Annotated in this window: 17 protein-coding genes; 4 read left to right on the top strand and 13 right to left on the bottom strand. The window is 71.0% G+C overall.

The window, feature by feature from the left end; genetic code table 11:
* Positions 1-16: 16 nt before the first annotated feature.
* Together G3576_RS23340 and G3576_RS23335 are read right to left on the bottom strand one after the other, a co-directional pair.
* On the bottom strand, positions 17-301 hold the full coding sequence (locus G3576_RS23340; RefSeq protein ID WP_164696884.1) for a twin-arginine translocase TatA/TatE family subunit: 285 nt from the start codon (positions 299-301) through the stop codon (positions 17-19).
* A 181-nt stretch (positions 302-482) separates the two neighbouring features.
* Positions 483-4835, bottom strand: a complete 4353-nt coding sequence (locus G3576_RS23335; RefSeq protein WP_164696883.1) for a peroxidase family protein — start codon at positions 4833-4835, stop codon at positions 483-485.
* Positions 4836-5276: 441 nt separating this feature from the next.
* Between G3576_RS23335 and G3576_RS23330 the strand changes: the two genes are divergently transcribed.
* The 4 genes from G3576_RS23330 to G3576_RS23315 all read left to right on the top strand — a co-directional run bounded on the left by G3576_RS23330 (position 5277) and on the right by G3576_RS23315 (position 9098).
* A complete protein-coding gene (locus G3576_RS23330) occupies positions 5277-6284 on the top strand; it encodes a TerC family protein (RefSeq protein WP_164696882.1) in 1008 nt (335 codons plus the stop codon).
* A 167-nt stretch (positions 6285-6451) separates the two neighbouring features.
* Complete coding sequence (locus G3576_RS23325) at positions 6452-6865, top strand: PAS domain-containing protein (RefSeq protein WP_164696881.1); 414 nt, start codon at positions 6452-6454, stop codon at positions 6863-6865.
* Positions 6866-6867: 2 nt separating this feature from the next.
* Positions 6868-7932 carry a PAS domain-containing protein gene (locus G3576_RS23320; RefSeq protein ID WP_164696880.1) on the top strand — a complete coding sequence of 355 codons (1065 nt, stop codon included), beginning with the start codon at positions 6868-6870 and terminating at the stop codon, positions 7930-7932.
* 56 nt (positions 7933-7988) lie between these two features.
* The gene (locus G3576_RS23315) at positions 7989-9098 is read left to right on the top strand and encodes a glycosyltransferase family 4 protein (RefSeq protein ID WP_164696879.1); all 1110 of its coding nucleotides are present in this window, start codon (positions 7989-7991) and stop codon (positions 9096-9098) included.
* A gap of 191 nt (positions 9099-9289) precedes the next feature.
* Here the strand turns inward: G3576_RS23315 and G3576_RS23310 are convergent, their stop codons facing one another.
* From G3576_RS23310 to G3576_RS23260, 11 genes are all read right to left on the bottom strand, one after another.
* Positions 9290-10267 (bottom strand): Bug family tripartite tricarboxylate transporter substrate binding protein, encoded by a 978-nt coding sequence (locus G3576_RS23310; protein ID WP_164696878.1) that lies wholly within the window; start codon positions 10265-10267, stop codon positions 9290-9292.
* A gap of 101 nt (positions 10268-10368) precedes the next feature.
* Complete coding sequence (locus tag G3576_RS23305) at positions 10369-10875, bottom strand: CHAP domain-containing protein (RefSeq protein ID WP_164696877.1); 507 nt, start codon at positions 10873-10875, stop codon at positions 10369-10371.
* Between the two features lie 43 nt (positions 10876-10918).
* Complete coding sequence (locus tag G3576_RS23300) at positions 10919-11569, bottom strand: DUF2268 domain-containing putative Zn-dependent protease (protein WP_164696876.1); 651 nt, start codon at positions 11567-11569, stop codon at positions 10919-10921.
* 13 nt (positions 11570-11582) lie between these two features.
* Entirely contained in the window at positions 11583-12491 is a 909-nt protein-coding gene (locus G3576_RS23295; protein ID WP_164696875.1) for a hydroxymethylglutaryl-CoA lyase, read from the bottom strand.
* Between the two features lie 4 nt (positions 12492-12495).
* Positions 12496-13680 carry a CaiB/BaiF CoA transferase family protein gene (locus G3576_RS23290; protein ID WP_164696874.1) on the bottom strand — a complete coding sequence of 395 codons (1185 nt, stop codon included), beginning with the start codon at positions 13678-13680 and terminating at the stop codon, positions 12496-12498.
* 266 nt (positions 13681-13946) lie between these two features.
* A complete protein-coding gene (locus G3576_RS23285) occupies positions 13947-15071 on the bottom strand; it encodes a YbfB/YjiJ family MFS transporter (RefSeq protein ID WP_164696873.1) in 1125 nt (374 codons plus the stop codon).
* 15 nt (positions 15072-15086) lie between these two features.
* Positions 15087-15341 (bottom strand): hypothetical protein, encoded by a 255-nt coding sequence (locus tag G3576_RS23280; protein ID WP_164696872.1) that lies wholly within the window; start codon positions 15339-15341, stop codon positions 15087-15089.
* 96 nt (positions 15342-15437) lie between these two features.
* Positions 15438-16835 carry a sensor histidine kinase gene (locus G3576_RS23275; RefSeq protein WP_328729659.1) on the bottom strand — a complete coding sequence of 466 codons (1398 nt, stop codon included), beginning with the start codon at positions 16833-16835 and terminating at the stop codon, positions 15438-15440.
* 25 nt (positions 16836-16860) lie between these two features.
* A complete protein-coding gene (locus G3576_RS23270) occupies positions 16861-17541 on the bottom strand; it encodes a winged helix-turn-helix domain-containing protein (protein ID WP_164696871.1) in 681 nt (226 codons plus the stop codon).
* 90 nt (positions 17542-17631) lie between these two features.
* Complete coding sequence (locus tag G3576_RS23265) at positions 17632-18417, bottom strand: C13 family peptidase (protein WP_164696870.1); 786 nt, start codon at positions 18415-18417, stop codon at positions 17632-17634.
* A gap of 69 nt (positions 18418-18486) precedes the next feature.
* On the bottom strand, positions 18487-19596 hold the full coding sequence (locus G3576_RS23260; protein WP_164696869.1) for a trypsin-like peptidase domain-containing protein: 1110 nt from the start codon (positions 19594-19596) through the stop codon (positions 18487-18489).
* Positions 19597-19667: the final 71 nt, after the last annotated feature.

Here is a 19667-nt window from a genome sequence, read left to right as displayed (position 1 = left end):
GCCGGGGCGGGCAGCGTCAGGCGGCGGGGCGGGACGGGTTGGCGGCCTGCGCCGTGCCGGTGGTCTGGGCGCCATGGGGGGCGCCCGGGGCGGCGATCGTGCCGGCAGGCTGCGCCGGGGTCTGCGCCGCGGGATCGGCCGCCATGGAGGCGTCCTTCACCTCATCCTCCTTCATGTTCTGCTTGAAGGACTTGATGCCCTTGGCCAGGTCGCCCATCAGGCCGCTGATCTTGCCGCTGCCGAACAGCAGCAGGATGACCAGCAGCACCACGAGCCAGTGCCAGATGCTGAAGGAACCCATCGTGACGCCTCGATCCCATAGGGGCCCACCCCCCAAGGTGAACCCCTGAGGCGGACCGGACAATTTCCAGGCAGCAGACTAATGCGCGTCCCCGCCCGGCGCAAACCGACACATGGCGTGTCCGTCATCTTGAGACAACGGGGGGTGCGGCATTTTGCCGCCCTCCCCCGCGCCATCCCGGTTACAGGTTGAGGAAATCGCTGGACGAGAGGCTGGTGACCCCGGTCATCGCGATCGACATGTCCGGCGCGCTGCCGAAATCGAGGTTCAGGTGCAGCACGCCACCGCTGAAGCGGGCCTGGCCGATGGCGAAGAAATTGGACCCGCCGATGAAGGTGAAGGCCTGGTCGCCCAACAGGAAGGGGTTGGCATCGATCCCGGCCAGGGAGATCAGGTCCTGCCCCCGCACGAAATCCAGGATCGTATCCGCGCGCGTGCCCGCGCCGGCATCGCCGTCGCCGAAGACGAAGACGTCGCGCCCGGCGCCGCCGGACAGGGTATCCGCCCCCGCCCCGCCGAGGATGGTGTCGCCGCCGCCGCCGCCAGCAAGGACGTTGGCGGCGCCATTGCCGGTGATGCGGTTGTCACCCTCATTGCCCGTGCCGCTGATGGCACGGGTGCCGGTCAGGACCAGGTTCTCGACATTGGCGCCAAGGACATAGGCGACGGCTGACTGCACCAGATCGGCGCCGCCACCCGCCTCCTCCACCACCAGGTCGAGGGCGTTGTCCACGACATAGGTGTCGTTGCCCGCGCCGCCGACCAGCGTATCCGCGCCCGTCCCGCCATCCAGCAGGTTGTTGCCGGCATTGCCGCGGATCAGGTTGCCCTCCGCGTTGCCGATGCCGGCGATGTTGCCGCTGCCGGCCAGGATCAGTTCGTTGATGGAGGCGGACATGGTCGAGCTGGCGGCGCTGGAGATGACGGTATCCGACCCGCCACCGGCCAGTTCCACCACCACATCGCCATTGTTGTCGACGTAGAACAGGTCCCCGCTGGTGCCGCCCAGCATGGTGTCGGCGCCGGCCCCGCCATCGATGGTATCGGCCCCCGCCCAGCCCTGGATCAGGTTGTTGCCGGCATTGCCGAGGATGACATTGGCGAGGTCGTTGCCCTCGGCACTCGTATTGCCGGTGCCGGTCAGCACCAGCGTCTCCACCCCGTCCCACAGGATGAAGCTGCCGGAGGAGGAGACGGTGTCGGCCCCCTGCCCCGGCAGTTCGATCACCACATCCGTGATGCCCTGGACCAGGTAGAGGTCGCTGCCCCGCCCGCCGATCAGCGTATCAGCGCCGGCCAGGCCATCGAGCGTATTGGCGCCCGCATTGCCGGTGATGGTGTTGGCCAGCGCGTTGCCCGTGCCGGTCAGGTCCGCGCTGCCGGTCAGCAGCAGCGCCTCCAGCCCCGCGCCCAGGGTGTAGCTGACGGAGGCGCTGACGGTATCCGCCCCGCCCGGCGCCACGCCTTCGGAGACGCGGTCCATCAGGTCATCCACCACATAGAGGGTGTTGCCCGCGCCGCCCGTCATGGTGTCGGCGCCCAGCCCGCCATCCAGCGTATCGGCGCCCGCGCCACCGGTGACGACGTCGTTCCCCGCCATGCCGCGCAGCCAGTTGCCGGCCACCAGCCCGCCGGAATTGCCGATCAGCGTATCGGCGAAGCCGGAGCCGATCGCGCCCTCCACGTCGATATAGGTGTCGGGGGCATTGCCGCCGGGTGGCGGGGCCGGCACGGCATCCAGGTTCAGGTCCACGAGGACGCGATAGACCGCCTTCTCATAGGACACGATGTCGAAGCCGAGGCCGCCATCGATGACGTTGTTGAAGCCGATGTCGCCGGGCAGCAGCAGGTCGTCGCCATCCAGGCCGTTCAGGTCGTCCGGCCCGGCGCCGCCGACAAGCGTGTCGTTGCCGGCATCGCCGTCCAGCCCATCCGCGCCGATCCCGCCATCCAGGTAGTCGTTGCCGTCGCCACCCGTCATCACGTCGTCATTGCCGTCGCCGAACAGGCGGTCATTCCCCGCCTCCCCGTTCAGGTCGTCGATGCCGCTGCCGCCGCGCACCGTGTCGTTGCCATCACCGGCAAAGGCAACGTCATCGCCGAGGCCAAGCGAGATGCTGTCATTGCCAGCGCCGCCACGGGCGAAGTCATCGCCATCCTGGTCCACGATGGTGTCGTTGCCCTCCCCGCCATCGAGGAAGTCGTTGCCCGCGCTGCCATCGATGCGGTCATCGCCGCCGAGGCCCGAGACGTCGTCATTGCCGCCATTGGCCACGATGGTGTCGTTGCCGGCGCGGCCGATGATCACCTCGCTCATCGCGCCGGCGCGGAAGATGCCGCGGCCATCGAAGCGCGCGCCGGGGCTGGCGGAGAAGCCGGAGGGATCGTCCAGGCTCAGCACCGCATCGGGCGCCGAGAAGATGTCGGCATAGAGGGTGGTGAGGCCGGTGTTGCGCTCGATGATGTCGCTGAAGCGCTGACCCTCGATCTGCACCAGCAGGTTGGTGCCGGCCAGGCGGTCCAGGTAGTAGAAGCGGTCGCCATTCTGCAGGTCCACCATCTGCTGGGCGAAGATGAAGTCGAAGGTGGCGCCGAGCCGGCCGGTGATGCCGCCGGTGACGACCTTCTTCTCCGCCAGGCCACCCAGCCACAGGTCGATGTCGTTGAAGGCATTGGCGGCGGCGGCCAGCGGATCCCCCGCCGCCAGCGTATTCTCCCGGAACGCCTGGCTGGCCAACGCATCCCGCGCCGCCTGGCGCGGATCGGCGGCGTTGCGGAAGGCATAGGCAGCGACGAAGTTCACCAGGCTTTCGGGATGCAGCAGGTTGTCGCCGAAATCGGCCCAGCTCTCATAGGGCTTGAGGGAGGCGAGACCGGTCTGGGCATGGAGTTCGGCCCGCACCTGGTTGAGGCTGCCGATCCCCATCTCCCGGCCCCGGGTGATGTTGATGGCAGGCAGGTCGAGCGGCAGGCCGAGCAGGGAGTTGCGCAGCGCATTGGTGGTGAATTCGTCGATCATGTTGCCGACCTGGCGCGACATGCCGAGGATGATGGCCGCCGCCGCGGCATCGCCATTGCCGCCCGCGGCCGCGATCTTCGCGGCATAGGCGGTCGGGTTGAGGAAGGCGGAGATCAGGCTGACCTCCGACTTCGCGCCCGTCGCCGGGTCGATCAGGTCCAGCGTCTCGCCCATCATCGAATGGCCGAAGCGGTAGACCGCATGGGCGAATTCGATGGAGATGTTCGGGTTCAGCTCGATGTCATAGGTCGCGAATTCATCGACATTCGGGCTGACGCGGCGGGCGAACTCGTCGAAGACGAGATGCTGGTACTGCATCTCCGTCACGATCTTGGCCGCCTGGAACAGCATCTCCCCGCTCCAGGGGGCAAAGGTGGGGTCGGCGGCGGTGCGGGCGGCGACAAGGGCCTTGATCTCCTCCACCACCCGGTTGTGCTCGCCATGGAAGACGTGGTGGATGGCGGTCAGGCCGAAATTCTCGTTCACCCGCCCGTCGCCGGCGATGTAGTGCTTGTCCAGCAACGCGGCGTCATAGGTGCCGGCCGCATTCGGCGTGGCGCCACGGGCGATGTCGTCCAGGAAGGCCTGCCCGGTGCGCAGCACGGCGCCCGTCGCGGGGTTGGTGACCACGGTCGCCACCATGCGCCCGCCCGGCCCCGGCGTCAGCGCCACCGTGCCATCCAGGTTGAGCGCGAGCTGGGGGATGTCCAGCACATCCATGTCGGTCAGCGTGATGCCGATTCGCGCGGCATTGGCCTTCACATCGGCCCAGGTGGCCATGCCGCCGCCCGCGCCGCTCACCAGGCGGCCGGTCGCCACGCCATTGGCATCGTATTCCCGCAGCAGCGCGGTGGTGACGGGGTGCGACCCGTAGGTCTGGTTCTGGTCGATGAAGGGGGAGACAGTGTTGACGTAGACCCGCTCCCCGGTCGCGGGATCGATCGTGAAGTTGGCGCGGGAGACGACCATGAAGTTGGCGTTGCCGCCGGGGACGTAGAGGGGGTCGTTCGGCGCAAGGGGCACGAAGACCACGCCGTTGGCGCCCTTATGGACCAGGTCGAGCCCATGGTCGAAGAACTGGCCGAAGAAGCCGAAGACCGCGCTGTCCGGCAGCGGGTTGATGGCGCGGTCATAGACCGGCGCCAGGTTCGCCTTGAAGCCCAGCGGGTCGGACGGGTCGGTGCTGAGCTGCGCCTGGTCCGCCACCAGGTTGCTGATCTGCCGCGGCGCGGCATCGACGATCACGGCGTTCGGCGCATTGCTGGAATAGGTCGTGGTCGCGGGCATGCCCGGGCCGAGCTGCCCGGCCGCCAGGCTCTGCACCTCGACATAGGTGGGCGTCGTCAGCCGGTCGAAGGGCTGGCCGGACGCACCGAACAGGCCCTGGCCCGGGATCAGGTTGTTGTTGGCGCCGGAGGGGTCCCGCACCCCCGCATTGTCCAAGGGCGAATCGGGGAAGCGGGGGGCGCGCAGCTGGGCGAGCAGGAAGTCGATATCGGTCTGGTCGAGTTGCATCCGGGGCGGCCTTCATTCTGAGGGCGGCCGCGGCAGGGGCAGTGGCCAGCCCGGCAGCATGTCTGCATGAAAAAATCGTGAGCACCAGACACGTTGGTTTATTTTCTGGAACGAACTCTCGTTCCTGGACGGCTCTTTTTTAACGTTTCGCTGCCATCATCGATGAAGGGTGCGTGTCAGGCAGCCGGATGCCAGCGATCGGCTCCGAAATTTTGTGGATGGGGGATTGCATATACGTAACGCATTCCCTAGATCGGCCGCTGATCCGGGCCCCTCTGGCGTCTGGGCGTGCCGTGCCGCGAGGCAGGGCCGCGCCCGCCGCGATGTCGGATCGTCAGAGAGACCACACACGACCCGGCCCGGATCGTGTCCGTGCCGGGACACCCCAACCATGCCCTGCGTCCGCCCCTGGCGGGCCCGGGTGGCCCGGAGCAACCTTGTATGGAATTCCTCTTCGCCGAATGGATCGGAAAACCGGTCTGGATGTGGGCCGGCTTCTTCTCGATCGTCTTCCTGCTGCTCGCCTTCGACCTCGGCGTGCTGCACAAGGAGGACAAGGAGATGGGGATCTCGGAAAGCCTCTGGCTTTCCGCCTTCTACATCGGCTTCGCCATGCTCTACGGCGCCGCCATCTGGTGGGCCTATGACAACGGCACCATCACGACCGAGGATGGCAGCCACGCCGGCATCACCTACTTCACCGGCTTCTTCATCGAGAAGGCGCTGTCCATCGACAACGTCTTCGTCATCAGCCTGATCTTCGGCTTCTTCGCCATCCCGCGGAAGTACCAGTACCGCGCCCTGGTCTGGGGCATCATCGCGGTCATCGTGCTGCGCGGTGTCATGATCGGCGTCGGCGCGGCGCTGGTGCAGGAATACAGCTGGATCCTCTACGTCTTCGGCCTCTTCCTGATCGGAACCGGCATCAAGATGCTGGTGGTGCCGGAAGGCGACACGGACGTGTCCAAGAACCCGGTGGTGCGCTTCTTCAAGAAGCACATGCGGGTGACGGACGAGCTGCATGGCGAGAAGTTCTTCGTCCGCAAGCCGGACGCCACGAAGGGCGGCAAGGTGGTGGTGTGGGCGACGCCGCTGTTCCTGGCGCTGGTCGTCATCAACATTGCCGACCTGATCTTCGCGGTGGACAGCGTGCCGGCGATCTTCGCCATCACCACCGACACCTTCGTGGTCTATACCGCGAACATCATGGCGATCCTCGGCCTCCGCGCGCTATACTTCGCGCTGGCCGCCATGGTGCACCGCTTCCACTACCTGAAGTATGCGCTGGCACTGGTCCTGGTCTTCATCGGCGGGAAGATCTTCTGGAACCAGCTCGTGGGCAAGCTCGACCCGGCCATCTCGCTCGGCGTCACCATGGCGCTGATCGCGGGCGGCATCTTTTACAGCCTGTGGAAGACCCGGGGCGAACCGCCGGCCACCGCCGCCTGACCGCGGCCCGCCCGGGACACGTCCCGGTGGCTTGAGGGGGGCTGGCCGGCAGTGATGCCGGCCAGCCCTTCGGCGTTCCAGGCGCCCCCGCGCTTAAGCGAATGGTCACCCGTCCCGCCGTATCCCCGCCGGGCCAGGAAGGCGCGGTGGACGAGGACGGAGGGACCATGAGCGATGCGATCGACACGACGGCCGGGGCCGCCCCGACGGACGCGTCGCCCACCGCCTTCGACCCCGACCTGTTCGACTGGCTGGAAACGGCCGCCCCGGCGGCCATCGATGCCCTGCCCTTCGGCGTCATCACCCTCTCCGCCGACGGGCGGGTGGTGCATTACGGCGCGACCGAATCGCGCCTCAGCGGGCTGAGCCAGGACCGCGTGCTCGGCCGGGACTTCTTCGACACCGTCGCGCCCTGCATGAACAACTTCATGGTCGCCCACCGCTACGCGACGGAGCCCGACCTCGACGCCGTCGTGGACTATGTCCTCACGCTGCGCATGGCGCCGCGCAAGGTGAAGCTCCGCCTGCTCCGCCGGGCAGACCGGCCCCGCATGTACCTGGCCATCGAGAGGCGCGTCTGAGCATGCAGGCGCCCCTCGAGCCGGCAGACGCCAGCTATGAGACCCTGATCGAGTTCCTCTATCTGGTGCCGATCGGCATCGTGAAGTTCGGCCCGGACGGCACGATCGAGATGGCGAACCCCGCCGCCGCGACGCTGCTGATGCCGCTGTCGCGCGATGGCGGGATGACCAATCTCTTCGCGCTGCTGGGCAGCGCGGCGCCCGATCTGCGCGACCATGTGCGGCGCTTTGGCGAACCCGCGGGCCGCATCCTGGACCAGGTGACGATCAGCGTGGACGCGGCACGCGCGACCCTGATGCTCGACGTCAGCAAGATCAACGCCGCCACCTTCATGGCAGTGCTGCAGAATGTCAGCGAACTGACCGAGGCGCGGCGCGAGGTGATGCGCAGGACGGAAGCGCAGCGCATGCTCGCCTCCGTCTTCATGCATCTCAGCCTGCCCGTCGTGGTGGTGCGGCAGGACGGCTTCATCCTGCTGGCCAACGCCGCCTTCCAGAAAGCGCTGGGCTACGGCGCCGCCAACCTCCAGGGCCTGCACATCGACGCCCTGCTGCCGCCCGACCCCGCCGGCGCGGTGAAGGCGGCCCGCGCGCAGCAGATGCTGGATGGCAAGCCCTTCCAGATGGAAATCACCGCCATCGCGAAGGACGGCACGCGCTTCACCGCCATCAAGCACGCGGCGATCCTGAACGGCGCCAGCGACCGCCAGGTGCGGGTCCTGACGCTGACGCCGGTCAGCGGCGCCCGCCGCAGCACGGCGGAAGCGACGGCGGCGCAGGTGCGCACCATCAGCCTGCATCGCTACCGCGACGCCCTGCCGGATGACTGGCCCCGCATCGCCCAGCGCGCGACCACGCTGGTGGAGGATGCGCTGCGGCCGCTGCTCGGACCTGCCGACATCCTGAAGCGCGGCCGCGACGACAGCTTCATCGTCTGGTTCGCCGATGACGACGAGACGCGGCACAATACCGTCCTGGTGCGCGCCGCGCAGGCCATCCGCCGCGTCTTCGTCACCGAATTCGGCCGTCGCGTGGCGGAGACCATCGCAACGGCCATGGCGGCCTGAGCCCCCTAACATGGATGTTATTTCATTTAATCGCGCGAAACGATTAAGCGCACGTCATGCCACCGGCACCGATCCTGCTCGTCACCCAGAACTTCCCCCCGGATACCGGCGGCATCCAGAACCTGATGGGATCCTTCGCCCAGGCGCTGGTCGCGGCCGGGCACCGGATCGAGGTGTTTGCCGATCGCATCCGCGGTGACGGCCCGGAGGTCGCCGATGGCGACTTCGCGCTCCATCGCTTCGGCGGCCCTCGGCCGCTCCGCCGCATCGTCAAGCGCCTGGCCATCGCACGCGCCATGCGGCGCCAGCCACCGCTCGCCATCCTCTGCGACAGCTGGAAGAGCATCGAAACATTACCGGACAGCAAGGCGCCGGTCCTGGCGCTGGCGCATGGCATGGAGTTTCCGGCCGCACCCACGGCCCGCAAGGCCAGCCGCATCCGCGCGGCGCTGGCCCGCGCCACCGCGGTTGCCCCCAATTCCCGCTACACCGCGGACCGGGTCCGGCCCTTCCTGGCGCAGCCCGATGCCTGCGTGCCCGTCGGCCTGCCGATCCCGCCGCAACCCATGCCCGGGCACGCCGATCTCGCCCGCGTGCAGGGCGCGATCGAGGGCACTGGCCCCGTCCTGCTGACGATCGGGCGCCTGGAACCACGCAAGGGCGTCGATGCGGTGCTGCGCTCCCTGCCCGGCCTCGCGGCCCGGCATCCCGGCCTCCGCTACCTCATCGCCGGCGACGGCTCGGACCTCCCGCGCCTGCAGACGCTGGCCGGCGAACTTGGCGTGGCCGAGCGGGTCCAGTGGCTCGGCCGGATCGATGAGGCGATGAAGGCCGCGTTGTTCCACGCCGCCGACCTCTTCGTCATGCCGACGCGGCGAGAGGGCAACTCGGTGGAGGGCTTCGGCCTCGTCTATCTCGAAGCCGCCTGGCACGGCCTGCCATCCCTGGCGGGAATCGAGGGCGGCGCCGCGGATGCCATCGAGGATGGCGTGACCGGGTCACTCTGCGATGGTGCCGACCCCGCCGCGGTGGAAGCCGCGATCGCCGCCCTGCTGGCGGCACCGGACAGGCTGAAGGCGATGGGCGCGGCCGCCGCGGTGCGGGTGCGGTCCGACTTCACCTGGGACCGCGCCCTGCCGCGCTACCTGCACCTGATGGGGCTGTAGTGGCGCCATAGGCGTGCAGGCGAACGCAGCCTGGAAGGCGTCATACCGATTTGCAGAAATGCTGACGCATTTCCGCCCTCAAGCGCCGGCGCGGCCCTCCGGCCGCTTGGCTTCGCCGCATAAGCGGCGGGCCGCATTCGCGGCCTCGGCCGACAGTGTCGGCCGCAGGTCACGACATGTGCGCGGCGGTATCAGCTCTCCGGCCGCACGCCGAGCCGGCGGATCAGCCCGCCCCAGCGCTCGATTTCCGCCTTCTGCAGCGCGGCGAAATCGGCCGGGCTGCTGCCCACGGGCTCGAACCCCGCCGCTTCCAGGATGCGGCGCTGCTCGGGGTTCTGCAGCGCGACGCGGGCTTCGGTCGCGAGGCGCGCGATGCGGTCGGCGGGCATGCCGGCCGGGCCGAACAGGCCGATCCAGGCCACCACCGGCTCCCCGGGCGCGCCGGCCTCGCGCAGCGTCGGCACCTCCGGCAGCTGGGGGATGCGGGCGGGGCCGGTGACCGCGAGCGCCCGCAGCGTTCCCTCCCGCACCTGGCCCGCCACGCCGGCGAGCGGCGCCATGAAGACCTGGATGCGGCCCGCCACCAGGTCCAGCACCGCCTGCGCCACGCCGCGGTAGGAGACATGCACCGCCTGGAACCGCTCCGCCGCCGCCAGGTCCTCCGTCGCGAGGTGGGAGAGCGTGCCGGGGCCGGTGGAGCCGTAGTTCAGCACGCCCGGATTGGCGCGGGCATGGTCGAACAGCTCCTTCACCGTGCGCGCCGGGACGGAGGGATGCACCACCAGCACGAAGGGCAGCCGCGCGAGCAGCGAGATGGGGGCGAGGTCGGTCGCGGGGTCGTAGCCCAGCGCGGGGTTGAGCACCTTGGCCGTGCTGCCCGGCCCGCCGATGGTGACGCCGATGGTGTGGCCATCCGTCGCGCGGGCCACCGCCTCCGTCCCGATCGCGCCGCCGCCGCCGGCGCGGTTGTCCACCACGAAGGGCTGGCCGAAGGCGGTCGCGAAATGGCCGGTGACGGCGCGCGCCGCCATGTCCGGCGTGGAGCCCCCGGGGAAGGAGACGATGACGCGCACCGGCCGGTCCGGCCAGGCGGCCTGGGCGGCCGACCATCGCGGCGCGGCGGCCAGGGCGGCAGTGGTGGCGACGAGGCCGCGGCGGGTCAGGCGCATGAGGAATCCTCCCTGGACATTGCGGCGGAGAATGCCTTGCCGCGCGCGCGCTGTCAGCGCCCCGCCGCGGAGCGGCCTCAGCGACCCGCCGCGGAGCGGCCTCATCGACCCGCCATCGCCATCCGCGAATGCACGAAGCCGCGCGCCGGGAAGGCGGTGGTGCCAAGGTCGTTGATCCGGGGATACCAGACGCGGACCAGCGACCAGTCATTGCGCGGCGAGACATCGACCACGCGCTGGTCGGTCGCGATGCGCCCGCGCGCGGCACCCGACGCCCAGTTGGCATGGTCCACCAGCACCTCCCGGCTGTTCAGCACGCGGGAGACGACGGCGACATGGCCCGATGGCATGCGGGCGGTGCGGTTGATGACGAGCACGCTGCCCGGCTGGGGCGCCCGTCCGCGCTCATACCGCCCGGCCGCCGCGTCCCACCACTGCCAGGCATCGCCAGCCAGGCTGATGCCGGACCGGGCGCGGGCATAGGGCACGCAGGAGATGGGCTCCCCGAGGTCGGCGCGATGCGGCGCCAGCGGCGGCTGGCCGGCCTGGCGGGTGGACCCGCAGGCGGCCAGGCCGAGCAGCAGCAGCATGGCAAGGACGGCGCGCATGCGCTTGTTCTAGCGCCGCAATCACGGCGGCGCCACGGCGATGTCAGGTCGGCCAGGCGGCGGCAAGCACCTCGGCCGCCGGAACGTCCACCAGCGCCCGCGCATCCGCCGCGGGGGTGGCCGCCAGCCACTCCGCCACGATGGCGTAGCCCATCGTGTAGCCCAGCCAGCGCGGCCGCTGACCGCCGCGGCCGAAGAACCAGCTGGCGTGGTCATAGCCGGGATCGGCGAGCATGGCGTCGTCGGGGCGATGGGCGCGCAGCACCTCGGGCGGCACCGCGCATTCCCAGGGTTCCGGCGGGTTGCGGCAGAGGCGGGCGGTGAAATGGCCGGCCAGGCCCTCGCTCACCAGCGCCTCCCCCAATGTCCGGCCATAGCCAGGGCCGCCCATGCGCAGGCAGTGGTTCACCTCATGCACCACGGTCCGGCACAGGGCCCCCGTAGCCAGCGCATCGCTGAAAGCCGCATTCTCCGGATCCAGCGTCACCGAGCAGAGGTCCTTGCGGTAGGCCTGCCCGACCATGCCGATCTCCGGGATCACCGCGCCTTTTACGCGCTGCACCAGGATGTCGAGGGGCCGGAGGGGCAGCACGCCGGCCACGGCTGCCTTCGCCGCCTCCACCTCCCGCTCAATGGCCAGGCGCCAATCGCCGAGATCCCCGGCAGCGGTCAGCCAGTGCAGCGTCCAGGCCATGGCCAGGGCGCCATTACGCCGCGCGCGCCGCCGGCACCGCCCGCATCCGCCCGCCCGGCAGCGCGCCCGGGATGGCGGCGGCATAGTCCGCGGCCTGCAGCAGCTTCGCCCAGTCGATCCCCGTGGCGACACCCATGCGCCGCATCAGCCAGGCCACGTCCTCCGTCGCCACATTGCCCGTCGCCCCCGGCGCGAAGGGGCAGCCGCCCAGGCCCCCCGCCGCGCTGTCGATCACCCGGCACCCCGCCTCCCACGCCGCCGCGCAGTTCGCCACCCCCATGCCGTAGGTGTCGTGGCCATGAAAGGCCATGCGCGGCTTGCCGTCTGCGCCGGGCCAGGACCGGATCGCATGGTCGAAGACGCGCCCCACTTGGTCCGGCGCCGCATTGCCGGTGGTGTCGCAGATCGCGATCTCGATGGTGGGGTCGAGCGCCACCACGCGCTCCACCCAGTCCAGCGCATCGCGCTCCGGCACCACGCCCTCGAAGGGGCAATGGAAGGCGCAGGAGAGGTTGAACCGCACCTTCATGCCGGACGCGACCGCATCCCGCACGATGCCGGAGAGGTCGGCGAAACTCTCCTCCCGCGTCCGGTTCACATTCGCCTTGTTGTGGCTTTCCGTGACGGACATGAAGACGCCGACGCGATGCGCCCCCGCGTCCCGCGCCATCTCGAAGCCCTTGCGGTTCGGCGCCAGCACCGTGCTCTCCAGCCCCGGCAGTTCGAGTGCCGCCTTCAGCACGGCCGCGGTATCCGCCATCTGCGGCACGGCCTTCGGGTTGACGAAGCTGCCGACCTCCATCCGCCGAAGCCCGGCGGCGTGGAGCTTCCGCACCAGCTCGATCTTGGTCTCGGTCGCCACGAAGGGGCCGATGGATTGCAGCCCGTCGCGCGGCGCGACCTCGGAAATCACGGCGTCCATGGCGTCATCCCTCTCCCAGCAATTCGCGGAATACATGGTCGTTGTGCGCGCCCACTTCCGGCCCCGTCCAGCGCACCATCTCGCGCGGCGCGATGCCATCGAAGCGGAAGGGCGCGGCGGGGTGCAGCAGCGTCTCCCCCACCACCGGGTCCGCCACCTCCATCACCGTCTGCCGGGCGCGGAAATGCGGGTCCTCCGCGCAGTCGCGCATGTCGTAGAGGCGGGAGCACGGTACATCCACCGCCTCCAGCCTCTCCTGCGCCTCCGCCGCCGGCAGGGTCCGGGTCCAGGCGCCGATGGCGGCATCGAGTTCCTTCGCATTCGCGCAGCGGCCGCGATTGTCGGCCATGCGCGGATCGTCGCGCAGATCCTCCCGCCCGATCAGCGTCATCAGCCGGTGGTAGATCAGGTCCGAATTGCCCGCCACGCAGAGCCATTTCCCGTCCGCGCAGAGATAGGTGTTGGTCGGCGCCGCGGTCAGGATCGCCGATCCCGCGGGCTGCCTTATCGCCCCCGTCAGCCCGTATTCCGGCAGCATCCCCTCCATCAGCGAGAAGACGGAGGAGACGAGATCGACATCGATCACCCGCCCCTTCGCCGCCGGATCGCCCTTCACGCCCCAGCAGGCCGAGGCCACCGCCAGCGCCGCATACATCCCGGCGAGGTCGTCGCTGATCGAAACCCCGCAGCGCGGCGGCGCATGCTCCGTGACACCCGGCGTCGCCGTCAGGTGCCGCAGGCCGCCCATCGCCTCCCCGATCGCGCCGAAGGCGGGCTTGTCGCGATAGGGACCGTCCTGCCCGTAGCCGGAGACGCGGGCGATGATCAGCCGCGGATTCGCCTGGTGCAGCACCTCCGGCCCCAGCCCGATGCGCTCCAGGTAGCCGGGCCGGAAATTCTCCACCAGCGCATCGGCGCGCGCACACAGCTTCCGCAGGCGCTCCCGCCCCTCCGGCTTCTTCAGGTCGAGCGTGACGGAGAGCTTGTTGCGGCCGTGGATGCTGAACCAGACGGGATGGCCATTGTGCCGGCTGCCCCAGCCGCGGATCGGGTCGCCCTCCGGCGGCTCCACCTTGATGACCTCCGCACCGAGGTCGGCCAGCAGCCGGGTCGCGAAGGGCCCGGCAATGTAGTGGCCGAGTTCCACCACCTTGAGCCCCTCGAGCGGCAGGTTCCGCGGCGTCGTCATGCTGTGTCCCGTCCCGGCGTGGTCCGATCCTCCCTTACCCCAAAGCCGGCGTTCCGCCAGCTTCCCCCTCCTCACGCGGATTCGATGGCCGGAAGCGAAAAGTTGGGCGCCCGGAAAGGATCGGGAAACCTCGTCGCGCGATAACACCCTCGGGTTGCCGATCTTGCAGCCCGTCTCTCCCTCCCGGGTGCCGGCCGCTTCCCCCCGATCTTGCCGGCGCCCATCAACTGGCCGGAGCTTCCCCTGGAAGCTCCGGCTTCTTTTTGTCAGCCTGCCCGGCCATGCCAGGCCACGACCAGCGCGGCCGCCGACAGGGCGAGGCCCGCGGCGAAGACGGCGGCATGGCTGTCGCCCGTGGCCGCGAAGACCGCCGCCAGCGCGAAGGCCGTGCCGGCCTGGGCGATCGCATAGCCCGCCGTCGCCCGCACCCACACCACGGAAGCCTGCACGCCCGCCACCTCCCGCGCCGCCACCAGCGTCACCGCCGTGGCGCCGACGCCGGCGAAGCCGCCGAGCGGCGCGGCCAGCAGCAGCGCCGGCCACCACGGCACCAGCGCGGCCGACAGCGCCGCCACCTGCACCACCATCCAGGCCGGCAGCGCGCGGCGCCCGCCGATACGCCCCGCGATCCGGCCGCCCAGCAGGGTGCCGGCCATGGCCCCCGCGCCGAACAGCACCCAGACCAGGCTGCCCGCCGTGACGGCCAGCCCCCGCCCCCGCACGGCGAGGTCCGCCAGATAGACCATCGGCGCCACCATCCCGGCGCCGGAGAGGCCATAGGCCAGCAGCAGGCGCAGCGCCCGCGGCACCGCCTCCCCCTCCGCCGGCGCGGGCACGGCGGCGGGATCGGGCCACCAGGGCCGGACCACCAGCCAGATCGCCAGCACCGCGAGCGACAGGCCAAGCCACGCCAGCGCCAGCCCGCCGCCCAGCAGCAGTGGCACCAGCAGCCCCGCCAGCATCACCCCCGTGCCGGCCCCGGCCATCACCACGCCGCCCGCCAGGCCCCTCGCCTCCGGCGGCACGCTGGCCTGGACCGAGGGACCGGACAGGGCCATCAGGAAGCCCCCCGCCACTCCCGCCAGCGCCCGCCAGAGGCAGAACCAGGCGAGCCCGCCCTGGAAGGCACAGGCGGCGAAGGACAGGGCCGCCAGCGCCATGCCGGCATCCAGCGGCCGCGGCACGCCGAGGCGCCGTGCCAGCCCCCGCCCCGCCATGACGCCGCCGAGATAGCCCGCGAGATTGGCCGCGCCGAGCAGCCCGCCGCCGCCGCCATCCACCCAGCCGGCCGCGACCATGGCCGGGAACAGCGGCACATAGGCGAAGCGCGCGAGCCCGATGCTGGCGCAGATCGCCCCCCAGCCCGCGACCGCGGGGCGCCACCACATCATGCGGTGAGCCCCGCCCTATCCCCCCGGGGGATGGGCAGCGCGGATCGCGCGCCGCAGCTTGGCGATGCCGGTGCGGAAATGGCCGCTGTCGCAAAGCCGCAGCCCCTCCGCCGCCAGCGCCATGGCCTGGGCATCCGCCGCCGGCTGCGCCGTGAGCCGGGCGGCGAGAAGCCCGCAATATTCGGGGCTGTCGGTGGTGACGCGCAGCGGCTGGTCGGCGATGGCCGGGGCGGCAAGGGCGACACCAAAGAGAAGCGACGGCAGGCGCATGGCCGCATGATGCCAAACCCCACCCGCCCCACGCCGTGGCCTGCCCGTGAAAGCGGCGTCATGCGGTAGACCATGGATGCTGGAGGTCGGATGGCCTCACGCCGGCAGGCGTAGCCGCACGGTCAGCCCCGGCGGGTCGCGCCCCGGCGCCGTATCCTCCAGCAGCACATCGCCCCCATGCAACGCCACCACCGCCCGCACCAGCGACAGGCCGAGCCCCGAACCCGGCGTGTTGCGGGAGGTGTCGGCCCGGAAGAATCGCTCCCCGGCCCGCGCGCGATCCTCCGGCGCCAGGCCGGGCCCGTCATCCGCCACGGCGATCTCCACCATCCCCTCCATGACGCGGGCGGAGAGCGCGACGCGGCCGCCATCCGGCGTGAACTTCAAGGCATTGTCGAGCAGGTTGGCCACGGCCTGCAGCAGCAGGTCGCGGTCGCCCACCAGGTTCAGCGCCTCCGGCAACTCGACCGCCAGCACCTGCTCCCGCGCCTCCGCCGCCGCGCCGTAGAGATCGGCGGCATCGGCCAGGCTCGGCGCCATGTCCACCGGCGCGAAGGCGGCGCGCCGGGCGCCGGCCTCGACCTCCGCGATGCGCAGCACCGCCTTGAAGACGCGCGCGATGCCATCGAGGTCCGCGATCCCCTGCTCCACCGCGGCGCGCAGCGCCTCCTCATCCGTCGCGTCGCCCAGCGCCTCCTCCAGCTTCGCCCGTGCCCGGGCGATGGGGGTGCGGAGGTCATGCGCGATGGCGTCGGAGACGCCCCGGACGCCCTCCATCAGCGTCGCGATGCGGTCCAGCATGGCATTCATCGTCATGCCCAGCCGGTCGAACTCGTCCTGCCGGTCGGAAAGCGGCACGCGGCGGGACAGGTCGCCGGCCGCGATCGCCGCCGCCGTGCCATAGACCGGCATCAAGCGCCGCTCGAGCGACCGCCGCAGCAGCCAGGCGCCCAGCAGCGCGATGGCGGCGGAGGAGGAAGCCGCCCAGGCGATGCCCTCGCTCAGCAGGCCCCGCAGCCGCAGCTTCTCCGCCACATCGCGGCCGACCAGCAGCCGGTGCTGGTCCGGCAGGTCCACGCGCAGCATGCGCGCCTCGCTCTCCGTCCCGTCGCGCAGCAGCGGCATGCGGATCCAGGGGGGATCGGCATTCGCCTCCGCCGGCCAGACCGCAAGGTTGCCGGCCAGCACGCGCCGATCGGGCGAAAGCAGGAGGTAGAGGCTTTCATTCTGCACATCGAGGGCGAGGCGATCCTCGATGGCGCCGACCAGCCCCGGCAGGCCGGCATCCCGCTGGCGTTCCACCAGCGCGGTCGAATCGGCGCGGATCGCGGCATCGGTCTGCCGGTCCAGCGCGCCGGCGGTGTTCCACCACAGCACCACGGCCGCCGCCGTGGCGGCCGCGGCGAACATGGCGGTGAAGAGCAGCGCGAAGCGGCCCGATGCGCTGCGCAGCAGCCCGATCAGCGGCAGGTTGGCGGGGCTGCCTGGCGTCACCTCACCGGCCCTCGCGCGGTGCCGGTCAGCCCTCGGCCCGGATCATGTAGCCGGCGTTGCGCACGGTGTGGATCAGCGGCTTGTCGAAGCCCTTGTCCAGCTTGTGGCGCAGGCGGCTGACATGCACGTCGATCACGTTGGTCTGCGGGTCGAAATGGTAGTCCCAGACCTTCTCCAGCAGCATGGTGCGCGTCACCACCTGGCCGGCATGGCGCATCAGGTGCTCCAGCAGGCGGAATTCCCGCGGCTGCACATCCACCTTGCGGCCCCCGCGTGTGACGGTGCGGGACAGCAGGTCGAGCTCGAGGTCCGCGACCTTCAGCCGCGTGGTCGGCACCTCCGCCGCCGGGCGGCGGCCCAGCGCCTCCACCCGCGCCAGCAGCTCGGCAAAGGCGAAGGGCTTCGTGAGATAGTCGTCGCCGCCGGCCTTGAGGCCCTTCACCCGCTCATCGACCGCGTTGAGGGCGGAGAGGAACAGCACGGGGGTGCGGTTGCCCTGGCCGCGCAGCGTCTCCACCAGGCGCACGCCATCGACGCCGCCGGGCAGCATCCGGTCCAGGACGAGCACGTCGAAGCTCTCGGAGGCCGCCATGAACAGCCCGTCCCGGCCATTCGGCGCATGTTCCACCGTATGCCCCGCCTCCTGCAGCCCCTTCTTCACGAAGCGGGCCACCTCGGCGTCGTCCTCCACCAGAAGGATTCTCATGGCAATCGCACCAATCCACAGAGAATCGGGACACTAGTCCCGGGCCGGACAGGCGGCAACGCCCCCGAAAGCAGGGGGTTAACAGCCCTGTCACCCCGTCTTGGAACGTCGCGGCGCCGGGGGCGCGGGGCTGGACGCGCCCGGCATCGGCGGCAGCGCCAGCGCCCTCATCGCGGCGCCGAGATGGGCGGCGGGCTCTGACGGGGGCGAGACGCGGCGCCGCGTCTCCTCTGCGCTGACGCAGGCCCGCGTGCGCTCCCGGATGCCCAGCATGGGCCCGCCCTGCTCCAGCGATTGCAACAGGCAGTCATCGAACACCGTCAGCTCGAACCCCGCCCCGCAGCCGAAGGAGGACCGGTCCGGCCGCGCGGCCGTCAGCACCACGCGGTTGTCCCGCGCCATGTTCCCCGTGGCGAAGTCGCCGGTGAAGCAGCCGGAGGCGACGACCAGCGTCGGCGCGGCCCCGCAGCCGAGTTGCAGCACCTTGTCGAGCAGGTTCGGCGTCAGCACCTGGTTGCCCGGCACGAAGACCAGCCCCGCATTCTGCGCGCCATGCATGGTGAGGAAGACGAGGCATCCCTCGCCGGCCGCCGGGCGCATGCCCTGGATGGCCTCGATCGCGGCCTGAAGCCCGCCCGGCCGGGCGCCGGTCCCCGCTTCCTGCGGGCGGGCGGATAGCCGCGTCACCTGGCCCGGGACCACGATGTTCGCCGCCGTCAGCCGCTCCGCCATGGCCCGCGTCGCATTGTCCCAGACGGGCAGGCTGGGATCGCCCGCGACCAGGACCGCCCGCCAGCGGATCGCGGTCTGCGCGGCAGCGGGCAGGCTGAGGGTGACCAGCGCGGCCAGGGCAACAAGCAGGCGGGGGATTCTCATGCGGCACCTCTCATCCCGGCGATGGTAGCCTGCCAGGGACGCGGGCCGCGTTCAAATCATCCCGTCGACTCACCCCTGGGGCTGGGCCGGACGCCTTCCGACCTGCACGGGCAGTTCGCTCGGCCGCCCCTCCCGCAGGATGGACAGCCGCACGGTCTGCCCCGGCGCGATGGCGGCGATGCCGCGCACCAGGGCGCGGGACGTCTCCACCTTGTCGCCGTTGATCGCCAGCACCTGGTCGCCCGGCCGCAGCCCCGCCCGGGCCGCCGGGCTGCCGCGCTCCACGCCGGCCACCAGCACGCCGCGCGATGCGGCGGGGGCGGCGCCGGGCCCGCGCCGCGGCCCTTCCTCCGGCCCGCCCATGTCCTGGACGGAGACGCCGAGCCAGCCGCGTTCCACCCGGCCGCTGCTCCGCAGCTGGTCGATCACGCCCCGGGCCAGGTCGGAGGGCACCGCGAAGCCGATGCCGGCGGAGGCGCCGGAGGGCGAGTAGATGGCCGTGTTGATGCCGATCACCTCGCCTGCCGTGTTGAACAGCGGGCCGCCGGAATTACCGGGGTTGATCGGCGCATCGGTCTGGATGAAGTCGTCGAACGGCCCCGCCCCGATCTCCCGACCCCGGGCCGAGACGATGCCGGAGGTGATGGAGCCGCCGAGCCCGAAGGGATTGCCGGCCGCCAGCACCCAGTTGCCGACCCGCAGCGACGCCGAACTGCCCCAGGGCACGGCGGGCAGCGCGCCACGGGCCTCGACGCGCAGCAAGGCGAGATCCGTCAGGTCGTCCACTCCCACCAGCCGCGCCTGGTATTCCTGCCCGTTCTGCAGCGCGACGACGACGCGCGTCGCGTTGCCGATGACGTGGTTGTTGGTGACCACCAGCCCGCTCGGGTCGATGATGAAGCCCGATCCGGCGCCGGACACCGGCTGGCCACGGCCCCGGAAGCGGTCGCGGAAATAGCGCTCGAAGGGCGTGCCGCGCAGCTCCGGCGGGATCTCGCCCCGCTGCTCCGACGTGACCGCGATGTTCACCACCGCCGGCAGCACGCGCTCCGCGAGGTCCGCGAAATCCGGCAGCGCGGCCAGTGCGCCGCGCTGCGCCTGCGCCGGCGGGCTGGCGCAGCCGACGACGGGAACCAGGGCAAGGCCGGCCAGGGCACGACGGCTGAGCATCGGGGACATGCGGGCTCCGGGATCAGGGAAGGAGGGCGGCAATTGTCACGGATATAGTCCCTCCGCCCCGCCGCGCCACG

Origin of the sequence: Falsiroseomonas algicola, assembly GCF_011040385.1 — a bacterium.
GTDB classification, from domain to species: domain Bacteria; phylum Pseudomonadota; class Alphaproteobacteria; order Acetobacterales; family Acetobacteraceae; genus Falsiroseomonas; species Falsiroseomonas algicola.
The sequence above is the reverse complement of the archived record's forward strand: the minus strand, read 5'-3'. Positions and strand labels throughout refer to the sequence as shown.